The sequence below is a fragment of the Brachyspira sp. G79 genome, assembly GCF_002379365.1.
In the GTDB taxonomy this organism is placed as follows: Bacteria; Spirochaetota; Brachyspiria; order Brachyspirales; family Brachyspiraceae; genus Brachyspira.
The window spans coordinates 1,208,735-1,235,496 of sequence record NZ_JQIU01000008.1 but is presented as its reverse complement, the minus strand read 5'-3'; the positions used below and the strand labels follow the sequence as shown (position 1 = coordinate 1,235,496).

Annotated in this window: 19 protein-coding genes and 3 pseudogenes; 17 read left to right on the top strand and 5 right to left on the bottom strand. The window is 28.0% G+C overall.

What is annotated here, in order from left to right:
• From KQ44_RS06820 to KQ44_RS06810, 3 genes and pseudogenes are all read left to right on the top strand, one after another.
• Window positions 1-649, top strand: a pseudogene (locus KQ44_RS06820) (hypothetical protein); the annotation flags it as partial.
• A 108-nt stretch (window positions 650-757) separates the two neighbouring features.
• Window positions 758-1,849, top strand: coding sequence for a ribosome small subunit-dependent GTPase A (gene rsgA / locus KQ44_RS06815; RefSeq protein ID WP_096736785.1), 1,092 nt, complete (start codon window positions 758-760; stop codon window positions 1,847-1,849).
• Window positions 1,850-2,137: 288 nt separating this feature from the next.
• Window positions 2,138-2,842 (top strand): DUF6198 family protein, encoded by a 705-nt coding sequence (locus KQ44_RS06810; RefSeq protein WP_096736784.1) that lies wholly within the window; start codon window positions 2,138-2,140, stop codon window positions 2,840-2,842.
• Window positions 2,843-2,873: 31 nt separating this feature from the next.
• On the opposite strand, the pseudogene mfd reads toward KQ44_RS06810, so the two are convergent.
• Window positions 2,874-6,625, bottom strand: a pseudogene (gene mfd / locus KQ44_RS06805) (transcription-repair coupling factor).
• A 504-nt stretch (window positions 6,626-7,129) separates the two neighbouring features.
• Here mfd and KQ44_RS06800 point away from each other — a divergent pair.
• From KQ44_RS06800 to KQ44_RS06775, 7 genes are all read left to right on the top strand, one after another.
• Window positions 7,130-7,657 carry a hypothetical protein gene (locus KQ44_RS06800; protein WP_096736783.1) on the top strand — a complete coding sequence of 176 codons (528 nt, stop codon included), beginning with the start codon at window positions 7,130-7,132 and terminating at the stop codon, window positions 7,655-7,657.
• Between the two features lie 168 nt (window positions 7,658-7,825).
• Complete coding sequence (locus KQ44_RS14905) at window positions 7,826-8,017, top strand: hypothetical protein (protein WP_240516521.1); 192 nt, start codon at window positions 7,826-7,828, stop codon at window positions 8,015-8,017.
• Window positions 8,014-8,649 (top strand): DUF2262 domain-containing protein, encoded by a 636-nt coding sequence (locus tag KQ44_RS06795; protein ID WP_240516520.1) that lies wholly within the window; start codon window positions 8,014-8,016, stop codon window positions 8,647-8,649. The genes KQ44_RS14905 and KQ44_RS06795 overlap by 4 nt, the downstream gene beginning before the upstream one ends.
• A 183-nt stretch (window positions 8,650-8,832) precedes the next feature.
• Window positions 8,833-9,183 (top strand): aspartate 1-decarboxylase, encoded by a 351-nt coding sequence (panD, locus tag KQ44_RS06790; RefSeq protein ID WP_096736782.1) that lies wholly within the window; start codon window positions 8,833-8,835, stop codon window positions 9,181-9,183.
• Window positions 9,184-9,209: 26 nt separating this feature from the next.
• Entirely contained in the window at window positions 9,210-13,520 is a 4,311-nt protein-coding gene (locus tag KQ44_RS06785; protein ID WP_096736781.1) for an acyl-CoA dehydratase activase-related protein, read from the top strand.
• A gap of 443 nt (window positions 13,521-13,963) precedes the next feature.
• Window positions 13,964-14,188 carry a hypothetical protein gene (locus KQ44_RS06780; RefSeq protein WP_096736780.1) on the top strand — a complete coding sequence of 75 codons (225 nt, stop codon included), beginning with the start codon at window positions 13,964-13,966 and terminating at the stop codon, window positions 14,186-14,188.
• Between the two features lie 5 nt (window positions 14,189-14,193).
• Window positions 14,194-14,571: a sigma factor-like helix-turn-helix DNA-binding protein gene (locus KQ44_RS06775; RefSeq protein WP_096736779.1), complete on the top strand. Its 378-nt coding sequence runs from the start codon at window positions 14,194-14,196 to the stop codon at window positions 14,569-14,571.
• Between the two features lie 94 nt (window positions 14,572-14,665).
• On the opposite strand, the gene KQ44_RS06770 is transcribed toward KQ44_RS06775, so the two are convergent.
• Complete coding sequence (locus tag KQ44_RS06770; RefSeq protein WP_096736778.1) at window positions 14,666-15,538, bottom strand: flagellin; 873 nt, start codon at window positions 15,536-15,538, stop codon at window positions 14,666-14,668.
• A 435-nt stretch (window positions 15,539-15,973) separates the two neighbouring features.
• Between KQ44_RS06770 and KQ44_RS06765 the strand changes: the two are divergent.
• The 5 genes and pseudogenes from KQ44_RS06765 to KQ44_RS06745 all read left to right on the top strand — a co-directional run bounded on the left by KQ44_RS06765 (window position 15,974) and on the right by KQ44_RS06745 (window position 22,835).
• A pseudogene (locus KQ44_RS06765) lies at window positions 15,974-18,110 on the top strand (ankyrin repeat domain-containing protein).
• 578 nt (window positions 18,111-18,688) lie between these two features.
• Entirely contained in the window at window positions 18,689-20,599 is a 1,911-nt protein-coding gene (locus tag KQ44_RS06760; protein WP_096736777.1) for a methyl-accepting chemotaxis protein, read from the top strand.
• 120 nt (window positions 20,600-20,719) lie between these two features.
• On the top strand, window positions 20,720-21,379 hold the full coding sequence (locus tag KQ44_RS06755; RefSeq protein ID WP_020004686.1) for an electron transport complex subunit E: 660 nt from the start codon (window positions 20,720-20,722) through the stop codon (window positions 21,377-21,379).
• Window positions 21,372-21,953 (top strand): electron transport complex subunit RsxA, encoded by a 582-nt coding sequence (rsxA, locus tag KQ44_RS06750; RefSeq protein WP_020004685.1) that lies wholly within the window; start codon window positions 21,372-21,374, stop codon window positions 21,951-21,953. Before KQ44_RS06755 ends, rsxA begins: the two co-directional genes overlap by 8 nt.
• Window positions 21,954-21,995: 42 nt before the next feature.
• Window positions 21,996-22,835, top strand: a complete 840-nt coding sequence (locus KQ44_RS06745) for an RnfABCDGE type electron transport complex subunit B (protein WP_096736776.1) — start codon at window positions 21,996-21,998, stop codon at window positions 22,833-22,835.
• A gap of 78 nt (window positions 22,836-22,913) precedes the next feature.
• Here KQ44_RS06745 and KQ44_RS06740 read toward each other — a convergent pair whose 3' ends face one another.
• From KQ44_RS06740 to KQ44_RS06730, 3 genes are read right to left on the bottom strand one after another with little or no spacing between them, the layout of a single operon-like run.
• Window positions 22,914-23,261, bottom strand: a complete 348-nt coding sequence (locus tag KQ44_RS06740) for a cytochrome C biogenesis protein (protein WP_096736775.1) — start codon at window positions 23,259-23,261, stop codon at window positions 22,914-22,916.
• Window positions 23,262-23,291: 30 nt separating this feature from the next.
• A complete protein-coding gene (locus KQ44_RS06735; protein ID WP_096736774.1) occupies window positions 23,292-23,774 on the bottom strand; it encodes a GNAT family N-acetyltransferase in 483 nt (160 codons plus the stop codon).
• 31 nt (window positions 23,775-23,805) lie between these two features.
• Window positions 23,806-25,017 (bottom strand): dicarboxylate/amino acid:cation symporter, encoded by a 1,212-nt coding sequence (locus KQ44_RS06730; RefSeq protein WP_096736773.1) that lies wholly within the window; start codon window positions 25,015-25,017, stop codon window positions 23,806-23,808.
• Between the two features lie 459 nt (window positions 25,018-25,476).
• Between KQ44_RS06730 and KQ44_RS06725 the strand changes: the two genes are divergently transcribed.
• The gene (locus KQ44_RS06725) at window positions 25,477-25,878 is read left to right on the top strand and encodes a hypothetical protein (protein ID WP_096736772.1); all 402 of its coding nucleotides are present in this window, start codon (window positions 25,477-25,479) and stop codon (window positions 25,876-25,878) included.
• A 62-nt stretch (window positions 25,879-25,940) separates the two neighbouring features.
• The gene (locus KQ44_RS06720; protein WP_096736771.1) at window positions 25,941-26,432 is read left to right on the top strand and encodes a hypothetical protein; all 492 of its coding nucleotides are present in this window, start codon (window positions 25,941-25,943) and stop codon (window positions 26,430-26,432) included.
• The last annotated feature ends 330 nt before the right edge of the window (window positions 26,433-26,762 follow it).

Sequence of the window (26,762 nt, the reverse complement as noted above, 5' to 3'; positions counted from 1 at the left end):
GATTATATTAAAAAGAATTCATCCTGAATATAACTCTACAGATAAATTAGTAGAATATTTAAAAGATAATTCTAATATAAAAATCATATATACTAAAAAAGAATTATTGAAATATAAAGAATCAAATTTACTATATTATAAATATGATGCCCATTGGAATAGACTTGGTGCATATATAGGTTATGTGGAATTAATGAAATCTATGAATAAATCCTACACTGATTTAAAAGATATTAATATTGTTAGAAATGATATGGGAACTCCTATTTACAGGTTAGCTGGTATGATAAGTTTGTCTGAGAGTCAATTATATAAGTATGATACAGAATATAGTATATCAAATTTTACTTCCAATAATTATGTATTAGTAAATATGTATAATACAAATTCAACTACTATTGAGCATTTTAATTCTGATTCTTCTGATAAGAGACGTGTTGTTGTACTTAGAGATTCTTTTTCTCAAGCAATGCTTGATTATATATCATCAAACTTTTATGAAGTAATTTTTATATCAATAGCGTATGATGATTTGAATGTATTGGATTATGCTATTAAATTAGATCCTGATATAGTAGTGTTTCAGACTGTTGAAAGATATTTGAAAGGTAGAGTTTTAAATATATTACCAAATTATAAAATAGAATAAATAAACAAATATTTATAAACTAATTCTACTAAATCTAATAATTAAATTGACAAATATTTTTATATTTAGTATTATATAATCATAGAATTTTTTATGGGGTTATAGATATTGAAAATAAGAGATATAGGTTTTGATGAATATTTTGAAAAATTGGTATTAGATAGTTTGAATATTAATTCTTTGGAAGAAATTGATAATGAAGAGCTTGTGCCTGCAAGAGTAATAAGAATTAATAAAAGATACTATACTCTTTTTTCCGATGAGGGTGAGTTTTTAGCTAGGATTAAGGGAAAAATTAGATATAATTCTGAAATACAAAGCGAACTTCCAGTTGTAGGTGATTGGGTGCTTATGAAAAAGTCGGATAACAATGCCTTTATTGATACAATACTCACTAGAAAAAATATTTTATACAGAAAAGCTAATATTAAAAAAAATGATATTCAAGCTATAGTAAGCAATATTGATTATGCATTTATCATAGTAGGTATTGATAATGAAATGCCTATGTCTGCTATAGCAAGATATTTGTCAGTGGTTCACACTTCTAATATAAAACCAATAATAGCCATAAGTAAAATTGATTTGTATGAAGATGAAGAATATAAAGAATTATTAGCAACTATAAAAGAAACTTATCCTAATGAAACAGTTTTTGCCTATAGTTCAAAGACTGGTAAGAATGCTGATATATTTTTAAAATATATTAAAAAATATACCTCATCAGTATTTATAGGAGCATCAGGAGCTGGAAAATCTACCATTATTAATTATCTATTGAAAGATGAAAAGATGAAAACTCAGGAAGTAAGAGAGTATGATTTTAAAGGAATGCATACTACAACTCACAGAGAGCTTTTAGTACTAGATAGCGGCGGAGTAGTAATAGATACTCCAGGATTAAGAAATTTAGGGCTTTGGGAAGATGATAAAGGTATAAAGAAAACTTTTGAAGATTTAGAAGAATATGCTAAAAGATGTAAGTTCAAAGACTGTACGCATCAGCATGAACCAGACTGCTATATATTAGAACTGCTTGAAAATGATGAGATACCATATGATAGATATGATGCTTATGTAACACTCCTTAATGAAAATAGACAATTGCAAAAAAGTTCTATAGAAATAAAGAAAGACAGAAAAGAGGCTTTAAAAAAAATAACAAAACATGGAAATAGGAATAAAAAAGTTAATAAGTAGTGTTTGCCTAATGCTATAAACGATTAGTTTACAACTGACAAATGAAGTTGTAAGCTATTTTTTGGCGAGTTTATAGGTAGTAATAATAAAAAATGGCATTAAAGAAAATTACGAAACATAAAAACCAATAGCTAGTTTTTATATTTTGAAGCTATACAAATTTTATATTAATTGAATTATTTTTCTTTAATATAAATATTACTATTGATTAATATGTAGTTAGTTATATAATATTAGCGTTTAAAAAAATAATAACTATACGTACTATATATAAAGAGGATAAAATATATGACTACTGCAGAAAATGATATATCATTTCATAAACAAAATAGAAATTTTATAATAAGCGGAGAATTAGCTTTAATTATTGTTGTTATTATCAATAGTTTTGGTGTAGTATTAATGCTCTATTCAGGTTCTGGTATATCAGCTATTTCAAGCGTACCTTATGCTTTTTCTGAAGTAATAACAAATATATCTCTTGGTACTTTCACATATATTTTTCAGGGTATATTGGTATTAGTGCTTATGATACTTAGAAAAAAGTTTGTGGGTGAATATTTGTTTAGTTTTATAGTAGGGTTTTGTTTCGGTAAATTTATTGATATACATGAATTATGGATAAGTCATCTGCCATTAACTATTACATATAGAATAATATATTTTGTAATAAGTTATTTTATCCTATGTTTCGGTATAGCGTTATCAAATAGATGTAAACTTCCTATTATACCTACTGATTTATTTCCTAGGGAGCTTTCAAATATAATAAGTATTCCATATTCCAAAATAAAGATAATTTTTGATGTAACTTGTCTTTTTACTACAGCGGTAATTACATTTATATTTTTAGGTCATATAAAAGGACTTGGAATAGGTACTGTACTTGCTGCTTTTACAATGGGAAAGGTTATAGGAATTATGGGGCAGTATATGGATAAAAGAATAGAATTTGTATCTTTAATAAAACAAAAATTTAATATTGATAAATAGAATTAATTTAATAATTCTTATCATATAAAAATTATTTATCTTTATTTATCTTTATAATTTTAGGAGATTTGCTTCTTCTAACATAAGTTCTTTTTTTACTGCTTTTATTATTTTTGAAATTGGCTTCTGTAATGCTCATATTATTTTGATTATTCTCATTTTTTATATCTTCATTATTTTCTATTTCATTAATTTTATCGCTTTCTATTTCTAGTATAGTATTTTTTATTTTTCTATTTTCCAATCAAGATCATTTTCTTTTTCATGTATAACTGGTATTATTAACTGATTGAGATTATCTTTATCAAAATATACTCCTGAGTTTTTTGTGTTTATAAGCTCTATAAGTTTATTAGTGTCTATTTTAGAATATTTATCAAGTTTTAAATATATATTATACTGACCTTCCATTACTGATAATACTCTTATTCTTTTTAATATTACTTTAAGTCTTGCTATATCAAAAATATCTTCCAATTCTTTAGGGAGTTTACCGTATTTATCAATCATATAATCTTTAGCATAGTCAATATCTTCATTATCCTGAGAACGCATTATAAGTTTGTATGCTGATATTTTCTCTTTTGAATCTGCTATATAGGAATCTGGTATAAAGAGATTATGTTTTAAATCTATTACTGTATCAAATGTAACTTCTTTTATTTCACCTTTATATTCATTTGTAGCCTCTTCAAGCATTTGAGTATAAAGTTCATAACCAACTTGATATATCATACCAGACTGTTCTTTTCCTAATATATTACCCGCTCCTCTAATTTCTAAATCACGCATAGCTATTTTAAAACCAGCTCCTAAATCTGTGTGTTCTGATATAGCTTCTAGCCTTTTATAAGCAACTTCTGTTAATGCCAAATCGCTAGGATAAAACATATAAGCATAAGCCTCTCTGTCACTTCTTCCTACACGTCCCCTTAATTGATAAAGCTCTGACAAACCTAATCTATTGGCATTATCTATTAATATGGTGTTGGCATTAGGTATATCTATCCCGTTTTCTATTATTGTAGTTGAAACTAAAATATCATATTTATGATTAATAAAATCTTCCATTATTTTTTCTAACTGATGCCCTGTCATTCTTCCATGTGCTACACATATACGTGCTTTAGGACATAGTTTTTTTATCATCAATGCAAATGATTCTATAGTATCTATTCTATTGTATAAATAAAATACCTGACCATCTCTTTTAAGCTCTCTTTCTATTGCATTTACAACAGCCTCTTCGCTGAACTCTGTAACAAAAGTTTTTACTGGTATTCTGTTTAGTGGAGGAGTTTCTATTATGCTTATATCTCTTATTCCAGTTAAAGCCATATTTAGTGTTCTAGGTATAGGAGTAGCTGAGAGAGTAAGAACATCTGTTTCTAATCTTAATCTTTTTAAAGCCTCTTTATGCTTAACTCCAAAACGCTGCTCTTCATCTATAACTATAAGCCCTAAATTTTTAAACTCTATGTCGTCGGATAAAAGCATATGAGTACCTACTATCAAATCACAGGAACCATTTTTTAATAATTCCTTGTTTCTTTTAGCCTGCTTACTTGTAACAAATCTGTTTAAAACTTCTATACGTATAGGAAAATCTTCAAATCTTTTTTTGGCATTGTTATAATGCTGCTGTGAAAGTATAGTAGTAGGACATAGTATAGCACATTGTTTGCCAGCCATTATAGCTTTAAAAACCGCTCTAAATGCCACCTCTGTTTTACCAAATCCCACATCTCCGCATACAAGCCTATCCATCATCTTTCCGCTTTCCATATCTTCTTTTATATCATTTATAGCCCTTAATTGATCAACTGTTTCTTCATATTTAAATGAAGCCTCAAAATCGTCCTGCCACTGAGTATCCGCACCATAAACATTTCCCTGAATATTAGACCTTATGGCATAAAGTTTTATCAATTCTCTTGCAGTAGCTAGTGCATCTTCTCTTGCCTTACTTTTTATCTTATCCCAAGCACTTCCGCCAAGCTGAGTTAATTTAGGCGCTTCTCCATGACCTGATATGTATTTCTGTACAAAGTTCATCTGCTCAACAGGTATATATAATTTATCACCCTTAGCATATTCCAAAGTGATATAGTCTTTTTCTTTTCCGTTGGATAATTTTCTTGTTAGTCCTAAATACTTTCCTATACCGTAATTTACATGCACAGCATAATCGCCTACATTCAAATCAACAAATGTTTCTATTAGATTTTTATTTACTTTAGGTATTTTTCTAACCTTTTTTCTTTTTCTTCCAAATACTTCCCAGTCTGCTATAAATATAGTTTTTATGTTATCTTTTACAAATCCTGAAGATGCCTGAGCCGTTATAATATAAAAATTGTTTTCATTTTTTGAATAGTCTTCTTTTTCTTCTGCTATGTTTTCTTCTGATATGCTGCTTTTATCTTCTAAAACTATCTCTTTATGATTTTCTTCTGTGTTTTTTATTTTTTCTTTATTTTCTTTGTTCTCATCATCATTTTCTTTTTTATCAATATCTTCTTTGGCTTCTTTAACACTTTCTTTCTTATTCTCCTCTTCTTCTGGTGCTGCAATTATAGGAGATAAATCCTGCATTATTTTATAGAATCTTAAAGCCTGATCATAATGTCCAGTAGAGAGAACTATTAAATAGTCTTTTTTCCTATATTCTTTAACATAATCAAGAAAGTCTGTTAATCTTGATTTGAAAGAAATACCCTCTAAAAAATTAAATTTGTATATATCAATGTCAGTTATAAAAGGTGATATATTAATTGATTTTTTTACTATTTCATTAAAATAATCATTGTTAATATATAGTTTTTCAATATCACCTATAAGAGAAAATATATTATCTATATCGTTAAAATTTTCTCTTATAGTATCAAGTATTGTTATTAATTTTGTCTTTAATTTTAAGGCATCGTCTATAAATACATATCCGTAATCAAAATAATCAAATATAGTTTCTAAATTTGAATAAAACATAGGAAGCAGATTTTCACTTCCAGCAAAATATTTTCTTTTGATTATATTATCTTTAATTTCATCTTCTGTACTATTTTTATTTAAAAAAACTTCTACATCTTCATCGCTGTAAACAACTTCACGTACTGGATAAATTATTATATTATCAATACTTTTAAATGATCTTCCGTCTTCTATATTAAATAACCTTATACTTTCAATCTCATCATCAAACATTTCTATTCTTATAGGGTTATCATATTCTACAGAAAATACATCTACAATACTTCCTCTGACAGATGCGGTACCTTTTTCAGCAACTTCTCTCTCTATAACATATCCTAAATCATATAATTTTAATCTTAAATTATCCAAATCTAATTTGTTGCCTACATAAAGTTCTATATAAAGTTTTTTTAAGTCTTTTCTGTTTGCTATTTTTCTTGTTACGGCATTTATGGTTGTTATTATAATGCAGTGTTCTTTATTTATTAATCTGTATAAAATATTTATTCTCTCCTGAGCTATATCGGTTATAGGAGACATTTTTGTAAAAGGCACTGTATCATAATCTGGAAAATAATAATTAGGTATGTTATAAAAGTTTAATGACTGGCTAAGGAGCATTGCTTCACTTTCATTTTCTTTTATTATCAAAATACTGTTTTTCTGAAAAAGTGCTGCAAATAATAATGCATCGCTTCCGCCTTTAATGCCTGTTATACTTTTTGTGTTTTCTATATCAAAATTTAAATACTCTTCGCTTTTAGTAAATCTTTCTATTAATATGTCTGATATGATTTCGCTACTGTACATGATGTTTTTACCGCTTATAAAAGGTATAAAATATTTTCGTATAAATATAAATAATATTCTATTAAATAGCAATAGCTTATAATAAAAGATTATACAAACTTTTATATATATATTTGTTTCAAAAACTATTGAATTACAATTTTTATAAATTTCTTATTTTATATTGAAAATTTTTAAGTTTGTCAATTTTTTATTTAACTTTTTTGGAATCCAGCCGTACACCATACTTAACAGTATTTCCTTAGGTCGCAGGCGTACCCTCAAATATCAAAATTTAAAAAATTAATTTTTGACAAACTATAGTTGTTTATGTATATATGAAATTATTAATTATTTTTAATAGAAATGTTTTATATGTTAAATAATTTATATATAATATAGGCATTTCAATTTTGAATTTTTAGAATATATAATGTTCTTTCGTACATACCAAAAAGTGTTAATTATAAATAATTTTTTAATCTATTTATTATTAATGTCGAGAATTTGTCAAAGAGGTGCCTTATGATAAGACTATATAGTATATCAATTTTTTTATTTTTAATAACAGCATGTGCTTCTAATGATAAAGTGGCAGACAGCAATTATAATAATGTTTGGATAAAAAAAGTTCGCGGAAAAAGTGTAATGGCACCAAACGGATATTTGTATACTTTTAAAGAAAATGGAAATGTTGAATACAAAATTAATGGTATGGTAAGAGGTAAGGGGGTATTTTTGTATGCAGAAACTGCTACAAATGCATATTATTATGAAAAAATGCCTTTGAGCTATGTTGCTTATAGTGTAAGAGATTCAATACCAAATACTAATGTAAATATGTTTGTTGGTTTTGTACTTGACGATAACGGGAAAATAAAAATGACTTCTGGATATACTAAAGAATATCAAAACAGATTAGCTGATTGGAAAAAGAGTAATTTAACTATATATAATACTTTACGTGAAGGTAAAGATATGTCGGAGTATCCAATACCTTATGTAGAAGAAGTTAATACTTTAAATTTAATAGAGTTTGGAGTATTAAGATAATATATTAAATTAATATAAATATTTTTTATTAATAAATAAATCATAAAATAAAATTCTAAATACTTATATTTATTATTTTACCCTATATAAAAATTCCTTTTGACAATTATCATTATTTGTTTTATATTATAAAAAGATATTTATAAATAATTATAGTGGGATTTAGTTATGTTTTATTTACAAAAAGAAACTGAATTTAGAGATGAATATAAAGACATTGCCTTTATAATAGGCTCTCCAGACTTTTTAGGGGCAAAAACAGAAGATGATGATAAAATAAATGTTCTTATTATATGTATTGCATATAAAGATATGGAGACTAACTATATAGAAAAAATAAAAAAATACTTGTCAGAATGAAAATAGATGAAAAAGAAATGGATTATTATAAATCTATTCTTAAAAGGGAGTCTGTTGTAAAATTAAAGGTGAGATACGAAAAAGAGCAGGGAGAGGAATTAGCAGAGTTTTTACTTGCAGACATTATAGATAGTAATTACAAAGATGAAGATTTAACTCCTATGCTTAAGGAATATTTAGAGCCTATTTATTATAAAGATGAAGTTTTGGGTGATTTTTTGTATAACAGAATGGTAGGTTCTTTTGATAAAGAGTTTGATTGGGTTAATAATAGAAAGATACTTGTAGCCTTTGACGATGCAGATGAATACTATAAAGAAAGGGCTGTTAATTTTATTAGAAATATATTTTCTGATATAGAATATTGGGATAATAAAATTAAGGATTACTCAGCAAGAAGTATAATTAATCAAGGCAATAAGGCGGCTTCAAAGAGGGGGGAGAATAGAGTTGATGAAAGAGAATTTGTCAAAGAGTTTGCTAATAAAATAGATCTTATTGAGATTATAATACATGAAAAAGAAAATTATGTTAATTACAGATTGGGCAATAAAAGAGTTTTTCCTTTAGATGTTATTGTTGAAGGTGATTTAACAGCTAAATTCACAAATGCATTCGTAAGCCAATTCTAATAATTAAGTTATAAATGTATAAAATGTATAATATATTTAATAATAGTTATAGTATATAATAACTATTATTAATAAATATCTTTAATTATAATATTGACATTTTTTTGTCATATAAGTAAAATATTTGTAAAAATAAGTTAATAATATAATAAGAAAAGATTATTTTTTGGATTTATTATTATTATGATGAGAAGTATTATAAAGTCTAAGATACACAGACTTACGGTAACAAGAACTGATTTAAATTTTAAAGACTCAATAACAATAGATGAAGCCTTGATGGATAAAGCTAATATACTAGAAGGGGATAGGGTATCTATTATTAATTTGAGTAATGATAAAAGGTTTGAAACAGTTGCAGTTAAAGGCATACGCGGAACAGGAGTTATAGGTATTAATGGAGACAATGTTCATTATGCCAAAAAAGATGATACTATAATAATACTTTCTTATGGACATGCAGCTGAGGATAGTATAAATAACTTTAAAACTAAAGTAATATTTGTAAATATGAAAAATTTTATAATAGATTGAAATACTTAATATTTAGGAGAGATATTATGGAAAAAATTTTCAAAGCGGGTATTGATATAGGATCAACTACTGCTAAAATGGTTGTATATGATGATAAAAATAATATGATATTTAAAACTTATGTAAGACATAATGCTGACATAAAAGATACATTATTATCCATACTAGAAAATCTTCAGGCTATGCATGGAGATTTAACTCTTGCTTTATCTATGACAGGTACTGCAGGTATGGGGGTATGTGAAAAGACTGGCATTAGTTTTGTACAGGAAGTAATTGCTTCTTCAACTGCTATTAGAAAGATTTATCCTTATGGAAGGACATTGATTGATATAGGAGGAGAAGACGCAAAGATTATAGTATTTGATGATAATTTCAAAGCTGATATTAGAATGAACGGCAACTGTGCAGGCGGTACTGGAGCTTTTATAGACCAAATGGCTACACTTCTTAATGTTCAGCCTTCTGAGCTTTCTACATTGGCAGAAAAATCAACTTCTATTTATCCTATGGCAAGCAGATGCGGAGTATTCGCTAAAACAGATGTACAGACACTTATAAGCCGTGATATTCCAAAAGCTGATATTGCTAAGAGTATATTCCAAGCTGTAGCGGTTCAGACAGTTAATACTTTAGCTAAAGGTTTTGAAATAAAGCCTAAAATATTATTTACTGGAGGTCCTTTAACTTTCCTTCCAGAATTAAGAAGAACATTCCTAGCACTTTTAAATGCCACCGAAGAAGATATGTATACAGTTGAACACCCAGAATTAACTGCTGCAATAGGTGCTGCTTTCGGAGAAAAGGAAGATCAAACTATAATAAAAGTTTCTGAGTTTACAAGATTAGTTGAAAATATTTCTGCTGAAGTAAAAATAACTAATTCTAAAACAAGAGAAGCATTATTTACAAGTCAGGAAGAATATGATGATTGGAAAGAAGAGCATAGCAAAGATAAAGTAAGATCTGCTGATGTATCTACAGTTAATGGAAAAAATACATTTTTAGGTATAGATTCAGGCTCTACTACTACTAAAATAGTTATTATTGATGAAGACGGACAGGTAGTTTTAAGACATTACAGAAACAATAATGGTAATCCAGTAGGTGCTGTTACTGAAGGTCTTACAGAGATAAAAAAAGAACTAGATGAAAAAAATATTAAAATAAATATAGCAAGAACTGCTGTTACAGGATACGGTGAAGATTTAATAAAAGCAGCATTCAATATGGATGAGGGTATAGTAGAAACTATGGCTCATTACAGAGGTGCTAAGGCTTTTGATAAAGATGTAAGCTTTATACTTGATATAGGCGGACAGGATATGAAAGCTATATTTATTAAAGACGGTATTATAGAAAATATTGAAATTAATGAGGCTTGTTCTTCGGGCTGCGGTTCATTTATAGAAACATTTGCAAGAGGAATGGGGTATAAAGTAGCTGATTTTGCCAATATAGCATGCGAATCTGCAAGTCCTTGCGATTTGGGAAGCCGCTGTACAGTATTTATGAATAGTAAAGTTAAACAGTCTTTGAGAGAAGGCTCTTCTGTTGCGGATATTTCTGCAGGACTAGCTAAAAGTGTTACATTAAACTGTTTCACTAAAGTATTAAAAATTACTGATACTTCTATTTTAGGAGATCATATAGTTGTTCAGGGAGGTACTTTCAAAAACTCTGCTGTTCTTCGTTCTGTAGAAAAGTTCTTAAATAAAAAAGTTATTCGTCCAGATATATCCGAGCTTATGGGAGCATACGGCTGTGCATTGCTTGCTTTGGATACTTATAACACTAAAGAAGAAGATACCACTTTTATAGGTTTGGATAATTTACAGGAAGCTAATGATTATGAAAGAAAACAGCTTACTTGTAAAGGCTGCGAAAACCTTTGTACTGTTACAAGATTAAAATTCAAAGATAATAAATCATTCTATACTGGAAATAAATGTGAGAGAATATTCACCAATAAAGGAAACAAAGAAAGAAATTATGGAATGGATATTACTCAGAAAAAACTTTCTCTTCTTTTTGACAGACCTTTAGCTCCAGCATCAGATGAAATAAAAGGTACTATTGGTATACCTCGTGTACTTAATATGTATCAAAATTTCCCATTCTGGGCTACTATACTTGTAGAATGCGGATATAGAGTACAGTTATCTTCACCTTCTAGTATGGCTATAGCAGAAAAAGGTTCTGGTACTGTTATGAGTGATAATATATGTTTCCCTGCTAAAATAGCTAACGGACATATATATGATTTGATAGAATCTAAAGTAGACAGAATATTCTATCCTTCAGTTGTACTTGAAAAAAGTGAAGATGACGGAAGTGCCAATAGCTATAACTGTCCTGTAGTAACAGGATATCCAGATGTAATAGACAGTTCTATCAGCCCATTAACTAAATACGGCATACCTTTCGATGCTCCGACAATTTCTTTTTTGAATGAAGATTTATTATACAAAGGCTGTAAGGCATATTTTGTTAAAGGACTTGGCATAAACAAAAAAGATTTTGATAGAGCTTTCAAAATAGCTTTGCAGGAACAAGTAAGAGTAAAAAATGAATTAAAAGCTGAAGGCAAAAAGATAATAGAACATGCCAAAGAAACTCAGACACCTACTATACTTATAGTAAGCAGACCTTATCATATTGACCCATTAATTAATCATAAAATACCAGAAACTATTGCTTCATTTGGTATTAATGTACTTACAGAGGACGGACTTGATATCAATGATACTAGTCTTGGAGATGTACAGGTATTAACTCAATGGTCTTATCCTAATAAAATGTTTAAAGCTGCTTTATGGGCTTGCCAGCAAAAAGATATGAAACTTGAAGTAGTTCAGATTAACAGTTTCGGATGCGGTCCTGATGCTACTACTTCAGATGAGATAAAATCTATACTTAATGCTTATGGAAAAAATCCTACTTTGGTAAAAGTTGATGAAATTTCAAGCCCCGGAAGTATTAGATTAAGAATACGTTCTATGATAGAAAGTATGAGAATGAAAGGTGACTTTACAGTTACTGATAAACCAAATAGAACTATCATTAAAAGATATGAAAAAAATGACAGACGTGCAATACTTGTTCCTAAATTCGGTCAATTCTATGATCCTATGATTTTAACTCTATTAGAAAGAAGTGGGTATGATACAATTCCTCTTCCAGAACCAGATGTTGAATCAGTTGAACTTGGTTTAAGATATGCAAATCAGGATATATGTTACCCTGCTACTATTGTTATAGGAGATATTATAAGAGCTGTGCAAAGCGGCAAATATGATCCTAAAAATATAGCTGCTGGTATTACTCAGACAGGCGGACAATGCCGTGCTAGCAACTACGCTTCTCTTATAAAAAGAGGATTAATCAATGCAGGTTATCCAGATGTTCCAGTAGTAACTGTAGGGCTTACTGTTATTAATGATCAGCCAGGTTTTGAGCTTTCAAAAATTGATTTGATGAAAGAGGGTATTATAGCTATGCCTTATGCTGATGCTATATCTACAATGTATTATTACACAGCAGCACGCGAAGTAAAAAGAGGCGAATCTTTGGCACTTGCTAATAAATATATAGCTTTACACCCTAAAGATTTTGCTCTTAAAGCCACTGATAAATTATTAAAACAAGCAGTAGCTGAGTTTAATGCTATTGAAACTAATGATGATTTAGAGCTTCCTAAAGCTGGTTTGGTAGGCGAGATTTATGTAAAATATAATAAGTTTGCTAACGGTGATGTTTGTGATTGGCTAATGGCTAAAGGAGTAGAGGTAATAGTTCCTCCTGTATTTGACTTCTTCGTACAAAAAGTTATAAGCGAACAGGTAAACAAAGAAACTAATGCAAGAGATGTATCATTCCTTGGATATTACGGCTCTAAACTTTCAGAAAAAGTTATTGATGTAAGGGTAGATTCTATCAATCAGATAATGTCAAAATTCAAAGGTTTCAGACCTGCTCATCATATACGCCAAATAGCTGAGAATGCTGCTAAAGTTACTGCTATGACTAACCAATTTGGAGAGGCTTGGCTTTTACCTGGTGAAATAGCTACTTTTGCTGAAGAGGGTGTTAATAATGTACTTTGTTTGCAGCCTTTTGGTTGTATTGCTAATCATATCATAGCACGCGGTATTGAAACTAGACTTAAAACTAGATATCCTAATTTGAATCTTCTTTATTTGGATATGGATGCTGGTGCTAGTGAAGTTAATACTATAAACCGTTTAGAGTTCTTCGTACGTTCTGCTAAAGATAGTATGAATAGTGTAATGGTTGAAGATACTATAAAAGATGAAATAGGTGCTTATGCTAAATAATTAGTATAGTTGCTTAAAAATAAAAAAGATTAATAATGAAAGGCTTGCAGATTATGATAATTTGTGAGCCTTTTTTATTGCATACACTGAAATGATTTTATTTTATCAATTTGTGTATTTTTGTAAATGTATTATAATTTTTTTGTTGCAATAAAAAGATTACAATCTTATATTTTAAGTATATGCATTAAATGTAAAGTAATATTGCCACAACTGTATGCTTCAAGGAGATAATCCCAACAATTATAAATAAAATTACTTTTTAAACAAGTATATTTTCTAATTATATTTCTTTGTCTTAAATGTAGTATTCAGCAAAATTTTATTATAATAAATTTAAAATAATGTATAAAAATACATTATAGATACTTGTAATTAACTTAAATTTAGTATATATAGTATTCTTATACAGTATAAAAATATACTGTTTTAGGAGTTCTAAGATGAATAAATTTCAAAGCAATATCTATTACAAAAAAATAATAAAAAACATATTAGATAATATAGGGGAGGATGATTATTTCTACAATAAAAAAACTAATTGGGAGGAATGGGTTATAATGCGTGTTGATATTAATAGTGCTATAAGCAAATTAGATGATATTGACATTTCTAATTATAATCAGGAAGTTTTGGATAGTATATTAAATATATTAAAGGAGTATTGATAAGAATGTGTAATTTATGTCCTAAATACGACACCTGCAAAAAACTTTGTAATGATGTTTTGAAAGAGATTAATAAGAGTTTGGGTACTAGGAAAGTTAATTCTGATAGAACAGACAGCAGAGAAACAGTATTAACAAATGATGATTTGGATAATATACTTTATTCAAATGCTCTAACAGAAAGTGAGTACAGCAGAGTATCAAATTTAATAATAGCAATACTTACCCCAAAGCAGAAAAAGATAATGAAGCTTTTTTCTGAGGGCAGAACTCAGGAAGAGTTAGCAGTTATGCTTAATGTAACACAGTCTGCAGTATCTCAGTATTTAACAGCTATAAAAAAAGAGATATCAAAGCAGTTTAATATGGTTATTAATGCGTAGAAATAATTAAGAGTAAAAATTAAAAGGGAGGCACTCATTAAAGAGTGTCTCCCTTTATATGGTTAATATTACAAAACTAATAATTGAAGATTAATTATTGTAATAATCTAAGAGCACCTTGTGGTAACTGATTAGCTTGAGCAAGCATAGACAAGTTAGCTTGGTTAAGAATTTGGTCTTTAGCAAGTTTAACTGATGCTTCAGCCATATCTGTATCACGGATTCTGCTTTCAGAAGCCTGCATGTTTTCGAATCCAACCATTAAGCCTTGAGCTGTCATTTCTAATCTGTTTTGATAAGCACCTAAGTCAGATCTTTGTTTTAATACTTTAAGAAGAGCTTCGTCTACCATACCTATAACAGAGTTAGCTTTAGCTGGGCTAGAAACACTGATGAATGTAGCACTAGTAGCTGGACCAACTGGATTTTTAAGTCCAAGAGCTTGGCTGTTCATAGTACCTATATAAACACGTTTTCTTTCATCCATGTTAGCACCAATATGCAACCACATAGAAGCTGTAGGAGTGTTTTCACCTGTAGATCTAGCGAATCTACCAGTTAACATGTTAAGCTTGTTGAATTGAGCTTGTGAAGCAACTCTGTCGATTTCATCTACTAATTGAGAAACTTCAATTTGTACATAAAGTCTGTCTTCATCAGTATAGATACCGTTAGCAGCTTGTATAGCTAATTCACGGATTCTTTGAAGAATGTTAGTAGTTTCTTCTAAGTATCCTTCTGTAGTTTGTATGAAAGATATACCGTCTTGAGTATTTCTTTCAGCTTGGCGTAAACCACGAATTTGTGTACGCATTTTTTCAGATACTGCTAATCCACTAGCATCGTCTCCTGCTTGGTTGATTCTTAAACCGCTAGAAATCTGAGCAGCGTCTTTTCTTAAATCTACTTGGCGAAATTTAAGAGTGCGTTGTGCATTAATAGCACTTATATTATTGTTGATAACCATATGGTTCCTCCATGAATTAATTATATGTATTCTTCCTTGAACACATAATTATTATCGGTTAGTGCTTATTAATTATTAATTTTTTTTGTTAAAAATAAAATTTTTTTTCTTCAGCTTTACATAAAATATTAGTATAATATTATGTTAATTAAGTTATGTTAATATCTATTACCTGTCTTTAATTTATTTTTTACTATTATATTTTAATTGTATTAATAAATACTTATAGTTAATAAAAATTTTGGGGTAAATAATAGTTATAATTTCTTTTTAAAGTAATAAAAGAGCGGCGTATGTAGCTATATTTCATTATATAAAAATATTTATAATATTTATTTTAAAACATTTACACAATATAACATATCTTAATTTTCGATTGATTAATTATACAGTTTTTGATATACTTTATAAAATAAAAAATATTAGAGGTTTATGATGTTTACAAATAAAGAAAAGATTGAATTTTTCAATGCTGTAGAAGACGGCAATATTCAGCATATAAAATATTTATTAAATAAAAATGATTATATAAATATAAATATATTTTCAGTAGCAAAAATATTAATTGAAAATAAAAATAATAAAAAATGTTGCTTCAGAAAAAGATATTGAAATTGACTTTAAGAATAAAGACGGATATACCCCTTTAATGATTGCTTCTTACAAAGGAAATGTTGATATAGTAAAACTTTTATTAGAGTATAATGCTTCTGTAAATATAACTAATCATTATAATTATACTGCTTTGATATATGCATGTATTTATGGCAATGCAGATGTAGTTAAAATTCTTCTTGAACACAAAGCTGATATGTATATAGAGACTACATTAGAAAATAATTATTTAACTGCATTGATGATAGCTTGCAGCGGAAATCATGCTGAAATAGTGAGAATATTACTTGAAAACGGCTATGATCCTAATTATAAAAATCAAAAAGGAGAAACGGCATTAATATATTATGCCTTAATGGAAAATAATAAACCTAGTAGAGAAATAATAAAAATATTATTAGAGTATGGAGCAGATATAAACGCAAAGGATAATAGAGGCTTTACAGCATTAATAGGGGCTTCTTATGCTGGAAAAACTGATTTTGTAATAGCTTTATTAGAGAATAATGCTGATACAGAAATAAAAAATAATGATGAAGAAAATACCGCCTTAATATATGCATGTGAAAGTAGAAATATTGATATGGTTAAAGCTTTACTTGAATATAATGCAAGTCCTAATGTACAAGATAAATGGGGCAGAACTCCTTTGATAATTGCATGTGATGATAGTTCTTATGATATAGCAAAAATATTGTTAGAGCATAATGCTGATATTAATTTATCCGATCATAGAAAAGAAACCCCTCTGATGTATAGTGTAAATGGACATAATATAGAGATTGCTGAGCTTCTTTTGAAATATAATCCTGATTTGACATTAAAAAATAACTATGATGAAACTGCATTAGATATAGCACATAATAAAAATATTTATCAAGAGAAAATGGTAAAATTAATATTAGATGCTTCATCTAAGGAAATAAAATTTTTATATGCAGTTATTGAAAATAAAATAGATGATGTTTTAAAATATATTTCTGAAGGAGTTGATATTAATAATGCTGTATACGGGAAATTCGGATTTAATGCATTGCTTTTAGCTTCACGCAGTCATTATAAAGAAATAATAAAAATATTATTAGAACATAATGCTGATGTTAATTTTAGAAATTATTTAAATAATACAGCTTTAGAATATATTTCTAATAATGACAATAACTTTGATATAGCAGAAGAGTTTATAAAAAGAGGAGCCTATGTAAATGCTATGGACAATGACGGTATTAGTCCTTTAATGTGTGCTGCTTCTTATAATGCTGAAAAAATATTAAACTTATTAATAGCAAATAATGCTGATATTAATATTCAAAGTAAATTAGGTTCTAGTGCTTTAATTCTTGCTGCTATGCATAATCATATTAATATAGTAAAAATTTTAATAGAAAATAAAGCTGATGTATTTGCAAGAGATGTTTATGGAAGAAGAGCATTATATTATGCGAGTAAAAATGAAAATTATGATATGTTTAACATTTTTAAAAGTTATCATGATAAAGAATATAAGAGAAATTCCAAATTTCTTAATAGTGTTTCATATGGAGAAATTGAAAAAGTATCAAAATATATATCAAAAGGAATAGATGTTAATTTTCAAGATGATTTTGGAGATACGCCTTTAACTCTTGTTGAAAAGAGAAAAATTGCAAAAATATTATTAGATAATAATGCAGATATTAATAAAAGAGGAAAAGATGGATATACTCCTCTAATGGCTGCTATTAAGAAAGAACATGTAAAACTTGCAGAGTTTTTTATAAAAAATAATGCTGATATTAACATGACAGACCCTGAAGGAAATACTGCATTAGTTATAGCAGCCAAAAAGAAAAATGCTTACATATTTGAGCTTTTACTAAAAAATGGAGCAGATTTATCTATGAATAATGAATATATAAAGTGGTCAATAATCTTTGATGATGAAATAAAAAGCATATTCGAAAAATACAGCAAGTGATTTTTTTATTAGTGGTTATATAAATAGTTTTTTATTTCTTGTTTATTTATATTATACTTGTTTCAAAACTAATTTTTTATAATTTTGTGGGTACTAGCCCTGCGAAGCACACAGTCGTGCACCGCTCTGCTTACTACGTAACCCCCCCACTTCTTTTGTTGGCACAAAGAAGCATACGCTGTACACCTTCAGTGAAAGACTGCATATTTATATACTAGAATGATAAATGATACAACATATAAAACATTGCTTTTATAATTTATAAATTATAAAAATTTTATATATAATCTTGTCAAGTAGTTTTGAAACAAGTCTATTAGAAATTATAACTCCCACACAAGCTTTTTTAAATTTAGAGTATAGTTAATAAACTATTTGTGATTAATTATTATATTAAATTAATTTTTTATTAGATTAAATTATTTATAATGTAATTTTTCCTTATTAAAATAAAAATATTATTTTAATTATTTGATTTTTTGTAATTTTTATATTATATTATAATATATGAAAAAAAATTAGTTTTTTAAAAAATATCTAAATTTTTTTTAGTTTATTTTTTATGTGGTTTGTATATTATGAAAATAAATAATCTTTCATTTAGAATACCTTTTATAATTTCAATTACTTTTATATTATGTATGTTTGTTATAGTGCTTATAATTACAATAGTAAGTTCCAAGTCTATAGAAGATACTGCTATAAAGGGATTAAGAGTTGCTGCTAAGTCGTATTCAGATATGATTGATTTATATTTTTCAGAAAAGAGACTTGTTATGGATTTATACTCTAAAGATCCTAATTTATCAAGATATTTAGTTAATCCTACAGAAGAAAATAAACTTGCAGCTGAAGCTTCTTTGAAAGAGTTTACAAGAGAAGTAGCAGATACAGAAGTTTTTTATAATTATTCATTAGTAAACTTTAATGCCAATATAATACTTGATTCTATAGGAGGTAAACTTCTGCATATTAATTACGGAGCTAACTCATCAGACTGGACTAGATTTAAAGAAACAGGCTATGATTTTGCAGGAAGAGATTTGATACAGCCTTCTTCAGCTAATCCTCTTAATGCTATATGTGTTATATGGAAAGGTGTTAAAGATGAGAATGGTAATGTAGTAGGTGTATTAAATAGTTCTATTAATTGGATGAAGTTTATAGCAGATTATATTATGCCAAGTCAGTTGGGAAGTACAGGTTCTATAGCTATTATAGATAAAAATAAAAATATAATAGCACATAATGATACAAATAAACTCTACATATATGAAAGTAATATAATAGGAACATCAGCCTATGAGAGAAAACCAGAAACTATAAGAGAAAGAGAGGATGAATTTTTTCAGTATGTTTTGGATAATAAAGAAGGTATTTTAGAATATGTAGATGATAATAATGTGTCAGAGATATCTTTATTTAATCCTATAAATAATACACCTTGGTATTTGATAGTAAGCTACAGTCAAGATGAAATTTACGGTGATAAAAATAGACTTACAAAAATAGTTATAGTTATAGCTTTGATTATGTCTTTTATAATTTGTATAATAGGAAGATTAATAGCAAAATCAATAATAAAACCTTTAAATATTGTTGTAAAAGAGGCGGATAATATATCAAATGGTTATATAATAAATAGTGATGTTACCTGCGGTACTAGAAGAGATGAGATAGGTAATTTGATGTGCAGTTTTTATAATATGAAAGAGGCACTTACAGATGCAGTTAATGTAGTAAATGTTATTTCTGCAGAGGCAAAAAATAGGGCTGGAGAGATATCTTCAAAAAATGATAAACTTCATAGTGAAACAGAAAATAATTTTGATAAGATGCATACTGCTTTTGATATTACTAATAATATAGGCAATTCTGTATCAGAGACGGCAAATTATGCTAATGAACTTATAGATATAATGAAAGAAGCTAATGCTTATATAGATATGGCTGATAACAGTATAAGCGAGGCAGCAGATAATTCTAATTCAGTAAGTGAAGTAAGTAATAAAATAAAAGATATTACTAAAGTTATAGAACATATAGCTTTTCAGACTAATATATTAGCATTAAATGCTTCAGTAGAGGCAGCACGTGCTGGTGATAATGGTAGAGGATTTTCAGTAGTTGCTAATGAGGTTAGAAATTTAGCCCAAAATACATCAGGTTCAGTTAAAGATATATCTTCTCTTATAGAAGAAAGTCAGAAACGTATAGAACTTGCTGCACAGTCTGCTAATAAATCAAAAGAATTATTTTATGATATGAAAGAGAAAATAGAAAAAACATATTCACTTTTATCTAATTTTACTGAGGCTTTAAAACTTCAAAAAGAAGGCATAGATTCTATAAGTATGCATATAAGCGACATAGAAAAAAGTTCAAAAAGTAATACCAAATTGGCAGAAGATGTAAGTGAAATTTCTAAGGAACTTGAAGAATTATCCATAAATTTAGAGGAAGCAGTATCATTTTTTAAGTTAAAATAGGTTATCATTAATAAAAAGTACCTATAATGTGTATATATTTATGATATTACTTGAAAAATCTTGCAGTTTATGATATAATATATAAGTGTATAATCTTAATTAAATCAAGGTTAAATTATTATGAAAAATTCTCAAGTATTTATGGAAGGTGTATGGAAAAATAACCCAACCTTCGTTCAGGTTCTTGGTATGTGTCCCAGTTTAGCAGTAACCAGCAGTGTTATGAATGCTATAGGTATGTCAGCAGCTACTATCTTTGTATTAGTATGCTCATCTGCTTTAATTTCACTTATAAAAAAGATTTATGCTAATGAAGTTAGAATTATGGGATACATTGTAGTTATAGCAGCTTTTGTTACTTTAACTGATATAGTTATGAAAGCTAAGTTTTATACTTTGTCTTTAGCTTTAGGTCCTTATATTCCTCTTATAGTTGTAAATTGTATTATATTAGGAAGAGCTGAGGCTTTTGCAAATAAAAACGGTATTATACCTAGTATATTTGACGCTTTAGGCAACGGTGTAGGTTTCTTCTTTGCTTTGACACTTCTTGCATCTGTTAGAGAGATATTAGGAAATGGTACTTGGCTTGGTTTTGATATAGTAGGAAGCATAAGAGGTTTTGTAGAATCTGCTATGCCTTTTGCTTTGAATGCCTATAACGAAATTACAACTCCTTGGGTTGTTATGATTATGGCTCCTGGTGCTTTCTTTACTTTGGGTACTTTAATTGCTATAAAAAGGGCTATAGATGCTAGAGGAGGAAAAGCTAATGGTTAATTTAATTTTACTTTTTGTTGCTACTGTATTAGTTAATAATTTCGTACTAACTAAATTTTTGGGTATATGTCCTTTCTTGGGAGTATCAAATAAATTAGATTCTGCAATAAGTATGGGTATTGCTGTTACTTTTGTACTCGTACTTACTGCCGCTGTAAGCTGGATGATTCAATACTATATATTAGTTCCTTTTAAAATTGAATTTCTTCAAACTATATTATTTATTATAGTTATAGCAGCTTTGGTTCAGTTCGTTGAAATGGTTGTTAGAAAAACTAGTGAAAGTTTGTATTTATCTTTAGGTATTTATTTGCCTCTTATAACTACTAACTGCTGTGTATTAGGTTTGGCTTTATTTGGTGTATTATACAAATATAATTTTATACAGAATATAGTATTTGCTTTGGGAGCAGGAGTAGGATTTACATTGGCATTAGTTATAATGGCTAGCATAAGAGAGCGTTTATCTACTGCTGATATACCTCAGGCATTCAGAGGACCTGCTATGCCTTTCATAACTGCAGGAATACTTGCTCTTATATTCTATGGTTTTTCTGGTATAATCAAGATATGATTATTATTAGTGTGTTAGAAGTTATTTAAAAGGATAATAAAAATGATGACATCTGTTTTAGTAGCTTCAATATCTTCAGGCTTAATTGCTTTGATATTGGCTGTTTTATTGATATTTTCTTCTAAAATTTTTAAAGTTGAAGTTGATGAGAGAGTTACTCAATTAACCGAAATGCTTCCGGGTGCTAACTGCGGAGGATGCGGTTTTCCGGGCTGTGCTCAGTTTGCTAAGGCTTTAGTTGATGACAAAGCTCCTGTAGATGGCTGTTCTGTTGGAGGAGCTAATACTGCAGCTAAAGTTGCAGACTTTTTGGGTAAAGTAGCACCTCCTCAAAAAGAAAGAACAAGAGCTTATATTTTCTGTCATGGACATAATGGTATAGCCAAATCTGATAAAGTATATAATGGTGCTGATACTTGTGTTTCTGCTGTTATGGCTGGAGGAAATAAGAACTGTTCTTATGGCTGTGTTGGTTTTTATGATTGTATGAAGGCATGCGAGTTTGGTGCTATTATTAAAGATGAAAAGACTGGAATGCCTGTTATTGTTGAAGATAAATGTGTATCATGTAATGCATGTGTTAAGGCTTGTCCTCAAAAACTTATAGAAATACACCCTGTTTCTCAAGAATTCCATGTATATTGTAAGTCAAAAGATAAAGGTCCTATTGCTAAAAAGGCATGTGATAGAGCTTGTATAGGATGCAGTATCTGTGTTAAAGCTACTAAAGAGGGCGGTATGAAAATAGATAATTATCTTGCTATAGTTAATTATGATGATTATTCTATTACAAATGAAAGTATAGCTAAATGTCCTACTAAAGCTATTACTAATGAGAGAGTAAATTCTGTAAAAGATCTTTCAGAAGTTAAACAGGCATAAAATTAATTAATTTGTGAATATAAAAACAAGAGTTTATATAATTATAGGCTCTTGTTTTTTTATTGCATTTTTTTAATATTAATAATTTAATCCAATATCAAATCTATCATTAATTAATGGTATTATATTCATTACTGGCTCTTCATATGGGTGAACTTCTTTCATAACCTTAATAATATTTTCCACATTTTTTATATCAGTTGAAAACTCCACCTTATCTTCAGGAGCTTTTGATATTTTATCAACTTCTCCGTCAAAAGGATTAGCTCCTTTAAGAGGACGCCAATACCCAGTAATTTTTGTTACAGACATAACATTATCATAGTTGCCAACACCTAAAGCTCCTATATTATTTAAAGCCTCTCTTAATTTATCAGTATATTCTTCTGGTATATATATTTCTATTTTTACTTTTTTAAAATCCATAAAATGTTATCCTTTTTTATTAATAATAAATTATAAATCTATATAATAAAGTACAATATCTTCATATTCATTATTTTTATTAAGATATCCTTTTTTTACTATTCCTATTTTATTAAATCCAATCTTTTCATATAATTTATGAGCTGCATTATTGGATATTACAACGGCATTAAACTGTAGTATTTTATATCCAAGCTCAGCACCTTTTTTTATAGAATCTCTTACTAAAGCCTCTCCTATACCTTTACCCCTTGCATCTTTACTTACAGCATATGAGGCATTAGATATATGTCCGCATCTTCCTATATTATTTGGGTGAAGTATATAAACTCCGTAGATTTTATCATCTTCATATGCAATAGCAGTATAATCCTGTGAACTAAAGTATTTATGAGCCTCTTCTTCATTTTGAAGAGTTTCTATTTGAGGAAAATATATTCCTTCTTTTATTATTTCATTCCATATATTTAATGCTTCTTTAATATATTTCTTTTCGTATTTTATTATTTCCATTTTTTATTTCCTTTATTATTTTAAAATTTATTTAATATTGTTTTAGCCAATTTTTTCCTTTAAATATTCTAGCCATAATCATTCCAACTCCTACATCATTAGTGGCATTTATTGTAGTAGCTGGTGCGTCTGTTATTGTTCCTATTAATACCATTATAGGTATAGCCTCCTGTGGGAAATTGAATGCTGATATTATAAAAATCTCTCCTACATATCCTCCTGCAGGTATTGCTCCCATAACAGAAGCAGCAAGCACCGATACTAATACGGCAGTAATAATATTTTGAGGCTCTAATATATTAACATTAAACATGCTGCACATAAAAGTAATTTTTAGTACAGTTATCAATGCAGCTCCAGATTTATGAAGATTGCATCCCATAGGTATAGTTAAGTCATTAATATCATCTGGTATTCCTATATTTTTTCCAGCTATCAAATTGGTAGGTATTGTAGCTGCTGATGAGCAGGTTCCAAGTGACACTAAAGAAGGAGGTATAATATATTTCCAAAATAGTTTTACTCCTTTTATTCCAGCCCCAAGATATGCAAATATTGTATTTGATAAAAAATAAAATACAATAGCAGCTATAAAGTATATTATCAAAGCCCTAGATAAAGGTCCTGATAATGCAGCACCATTTTGTCCTACCAAAACAGCAAAAAAAGCACCTAGTCCTATAGGAGCTAAATACATAACATATGAAACTACTTTAGATATAATCACAGTTAAAGAACCAAATAATTTTATTACAGGTTTAGCAGTATCTCCTGATTTAACTGCAGCAATTCCAACAAACATAGCAAATACTATTAATGCCATTAAATTTTGTCTTGACCATAAAAGATTGAAATCACTCACAGTAAACATAGATAATATATTTGAATTGCTTTTAATATTATTTACAGTTTCATTCATCACTATATTATAACCTTCTGCAGGGTTAAAGATTATAGTTATTATTAGCATATAAATTGAGGCTATTATCTCTGCTAATAAAAAAATGATAAGCATAACAGATAGCACTTTTCCTAATTTGTTTGTATTTTCCATATTTGATATGGAATACACTAATGAAACAAATATCATAGGTACAACACAGCAGTATAGCAGATTTAAAAATACATCTGCTATAGGCTGAAGTACAGCTGCTTTTTCTCCAAACACTGCCCCTATAACTGTACCTAATATCATTGAAAAAATCAATATAAATGAAAACTTATAATTTTTTAAAATATTCATATATAATACTCCAAACCTATTATATTACTGTAATAGGTTACATGAAAAAAATTAATAAGTCAATATATTTTATATCTTTACATCAAATAAGGATTATACTGAAAATTTTTAAGTTTGTTAATTTTTTTGTTGTTATTTTCCAGCCTTTGCTCTGCGGGCTTCGCCAAAATAACCTTATATCCTCGACAAGCTCGGATACACTTCGAGAAAGTACAAGTATTGAAATTATTATAAAATCGTACTAATTATGTTTTATATGTAGGATAAATTGCTAAATTCAGCATAAAATGTAGCCTTTTTGCTTTTTTGTGGCACACCAAAGGCGGACAGCGTCACAAAAGAAGTAGGGTGCGGTACGGTAGTGAAGCCTTGAAAATATTTTGACAAACTGTATTAGGTATATATTGAAAATAATATATTATATGTTAATCTTATTGAAATAATAATTAGAGCATATATATGAAATTTAGCTTAAAAAATATAGAATTAATTAAATTTGAATGGGACTATACATATTTAAAAGCTGTATTAAATATAAAAAATAATTATCCTCTAAAAATTAAAGTAAAAAATGTTAAAGCAGATTTAATAAGTATAACAGAAAAGGTTTTTACCAATATTGAATGCGAAGACTTTTCTATAAAAGCTATGAATTTAGATGATATAGTTTTAAATATTACAATACATAATAAAGAATTATCAGCATTTATACATAATTTTATATATCATAAAAAATCTGTTTTTAATGTACAATTTATAAGCGGTAAATTATATCTATTTTCTTTAATACCAATAAATTTATCAAATAAGAAAAAAAATATCGATATACTTGATATTATCAAACATTTATATCATTCTTAAAAATATTACTATTTATATTTATATCTGTTATTATTAAATATAATATATAAAAGGTATAATACATGTTAAAAAACACACTATATTTTGCATTAATATTTAGTATAATGTTTTTTGTATTGTCTTGTGAAACATTACAAAAGTCAGCAACAGAAATTACAAGAAGTTATATAGAGGAGCATAAACCAGATATAAAAATAAAAAAAGCCTCTATTTCTGAAGTTAAATTAACAGATATGACTTTAACTACTCTTTTAGAAATAAAAAATAATCTCCCGCTTGAAGTTCCAATAGACAAAGTTCAGATAGATTTAGTTAATACATCTGGTAAAACATTTGCAACAGCAAGTTCTGTAGAAAATTTAACAATACCTGCAAATAAGTCTAAAGAAATTAATATTAATTTTAATGCCAAATATTTAGATGTATTTACTACAGCATTTAATGCCGTAAAAAGTAAAAGTTTCAAATGTACTGCTGCAACAACTTTGACATTTACAATATACGGAATGTCATTTAGTTTCCCTTATGATAAAGAAATAACATTTGTAGAATAAATTTTGTAATATACCTAAACAAGTATAATTTGTCAAATTTTAGTTATTTATAAATGTAATTATAATTTATAAATAATATGAAGTATTATTTAGTATTAATAAAATATGTTAAAAATGTATTACAATAACTATATTTTAGTAAAAAATGCAGTCTTTTTGCTTCTTTGTGCCACACCTACGGTACGCAGAGCGAGGCGGACAGCGTCAAAGAAGCTTATATCCTCAATAAGCTCGGATACGCTTCGCGAAAGTGCAAGTATTGAAATTATTATTAAATCGTACTAATTATGTTTTATATATTGTATAAATTATATATTTGAACTACAAAAT

What these genes read in the sequence shown, in the direction of transcription:
- KQ44_RS06735 (WP_096736774.1), bottom strand. Translation starts at nt 23,774, where the DNA reads ATGGAAATAATAAAATACGAAAAGAAATATATTAAAGAAGCATTAAAT.
- KQ44_RS06720 (WP_096736771.1), top strand. Translation starts at nt 25,941, where the DNA reads ATGTTAAAAAACACACTATATTTTGCATTAATATTTAGTATAATGTTT.
- KQ44_RS06810 (WP_096736784.1), top strand. Translation starts at nt 2,138, where the DNA reads ATGACTACTGCAGAAAATGATATATCATTTCATAAACAAAATAGAAAT.
- KQ44_RS14905 (WP_240516521.1), top strand. Translation starts at nt 7,826, where the DNA reads ATGTTTTATTTACAAAAAGAAACTGAATTTAGAGATGAATATAAAGAC.
- KQ44_RS06745 (WP_096736776.1), top strand. Translation starts at nt 21,996, where the DNA reads ATGATGACATCTGTTTTAGTAGCTTCAATATCTTCAGGCTTAATTGCT.
- KQ44_RS06780 (WP_096736780.1), top strand. Translation starts at nt 13,964, where the DNA reads ATGAATAAATTTCAAAGCAATATCTATTACAAAAAAATAATAAAAAAC.
- KQ44_RS06760 (WP_096736777.1), top strand. Translation starts at nt 18,689, where the DNA reads ATGAAAATAAATAATCTTTCATTTAGAATACCTTTTATAATTTCAATT.
- rsxA (WP_020004685.1), top strand. Translation starts at nt 21,372, where the DNA reads ATGGTTAATTTAATTTTACTTTTTGTTGCTACTGTATTAGTTAATAAT.
- KQ44_RS06755 (WP_020004686.1), top strand. Translation starts at nt 20,720, where the DNA reads ATGAAAAATTCTCAAGTATTTATGGAAGGTGTATGGAAAAATAACCCA.
- KQ44_RS06775 (WP_096736779.1), top strand. Translation starts at nt 14,194, where the DNA reads ATGTGTAATTTATGTCCTAAATACGACACCTGCAAAAAACTTTGTAAT.
- KQ44_RS06770 (WP_096736778.1), bottom strand. Translation starts at nt 15,538, where the DNA reads ATGGTTATCAACAATAATATAAGTGCTATTAATGCACAACGCACTCTT.
- KQ44_RS06740 (WP_096736775.1), bottom strand. Translation starts at nt 23,261, where the DNA reads ATGGATTTTAAAAAAGTAAAAATAGAAATATATATACCAGAAGAATAT.
- KQ44_RS06800 (WP_096736783.1), top strand. Translation starts at nt 7,130, where the DNA reads ATGATAAGACTATATAGTATATCAATTTTTTTATTTTTAATAACAGCA.
- panD (WP_096736782.1), top strand. Translation starts at nt 8,833, where the DNA reads ATGATGAGAAGTATTATAAAGTCTAAGATACACAGACTTACGGTAACA.
- KQ44_RS06730 (WP_096736773.1), bottom strand. Translation starts at nt 25,017, where the DNA reads ATGAATATTTTAAAAAATTATAAGTTTTCATTTATATTGATTTTTTCA.
- KQ44_RS06725 (WP_096736772.1), top strand. Translation starts at nt 25,477, where the DNA reads ATGAAATTTAGCTTAAAAAATATAGAATTAATTAAATTTGAATGGGAC.
- KQ44_RS06785 (WP_096736781.1), top strand. Translation starts at nt 9,210, where the DNA reads ATGGAAAAAATTTTCAAAGCGGGTATTGATATAGGATCAACTACTGCT.
- KQ44_RS06795 (WP_240516520.1), top strand. Translation starts at nt 8,014, where the DNA reads ATGAAAATAGATGAAAAAGAAATGGATTATTATAAATCTATTCTTAAA.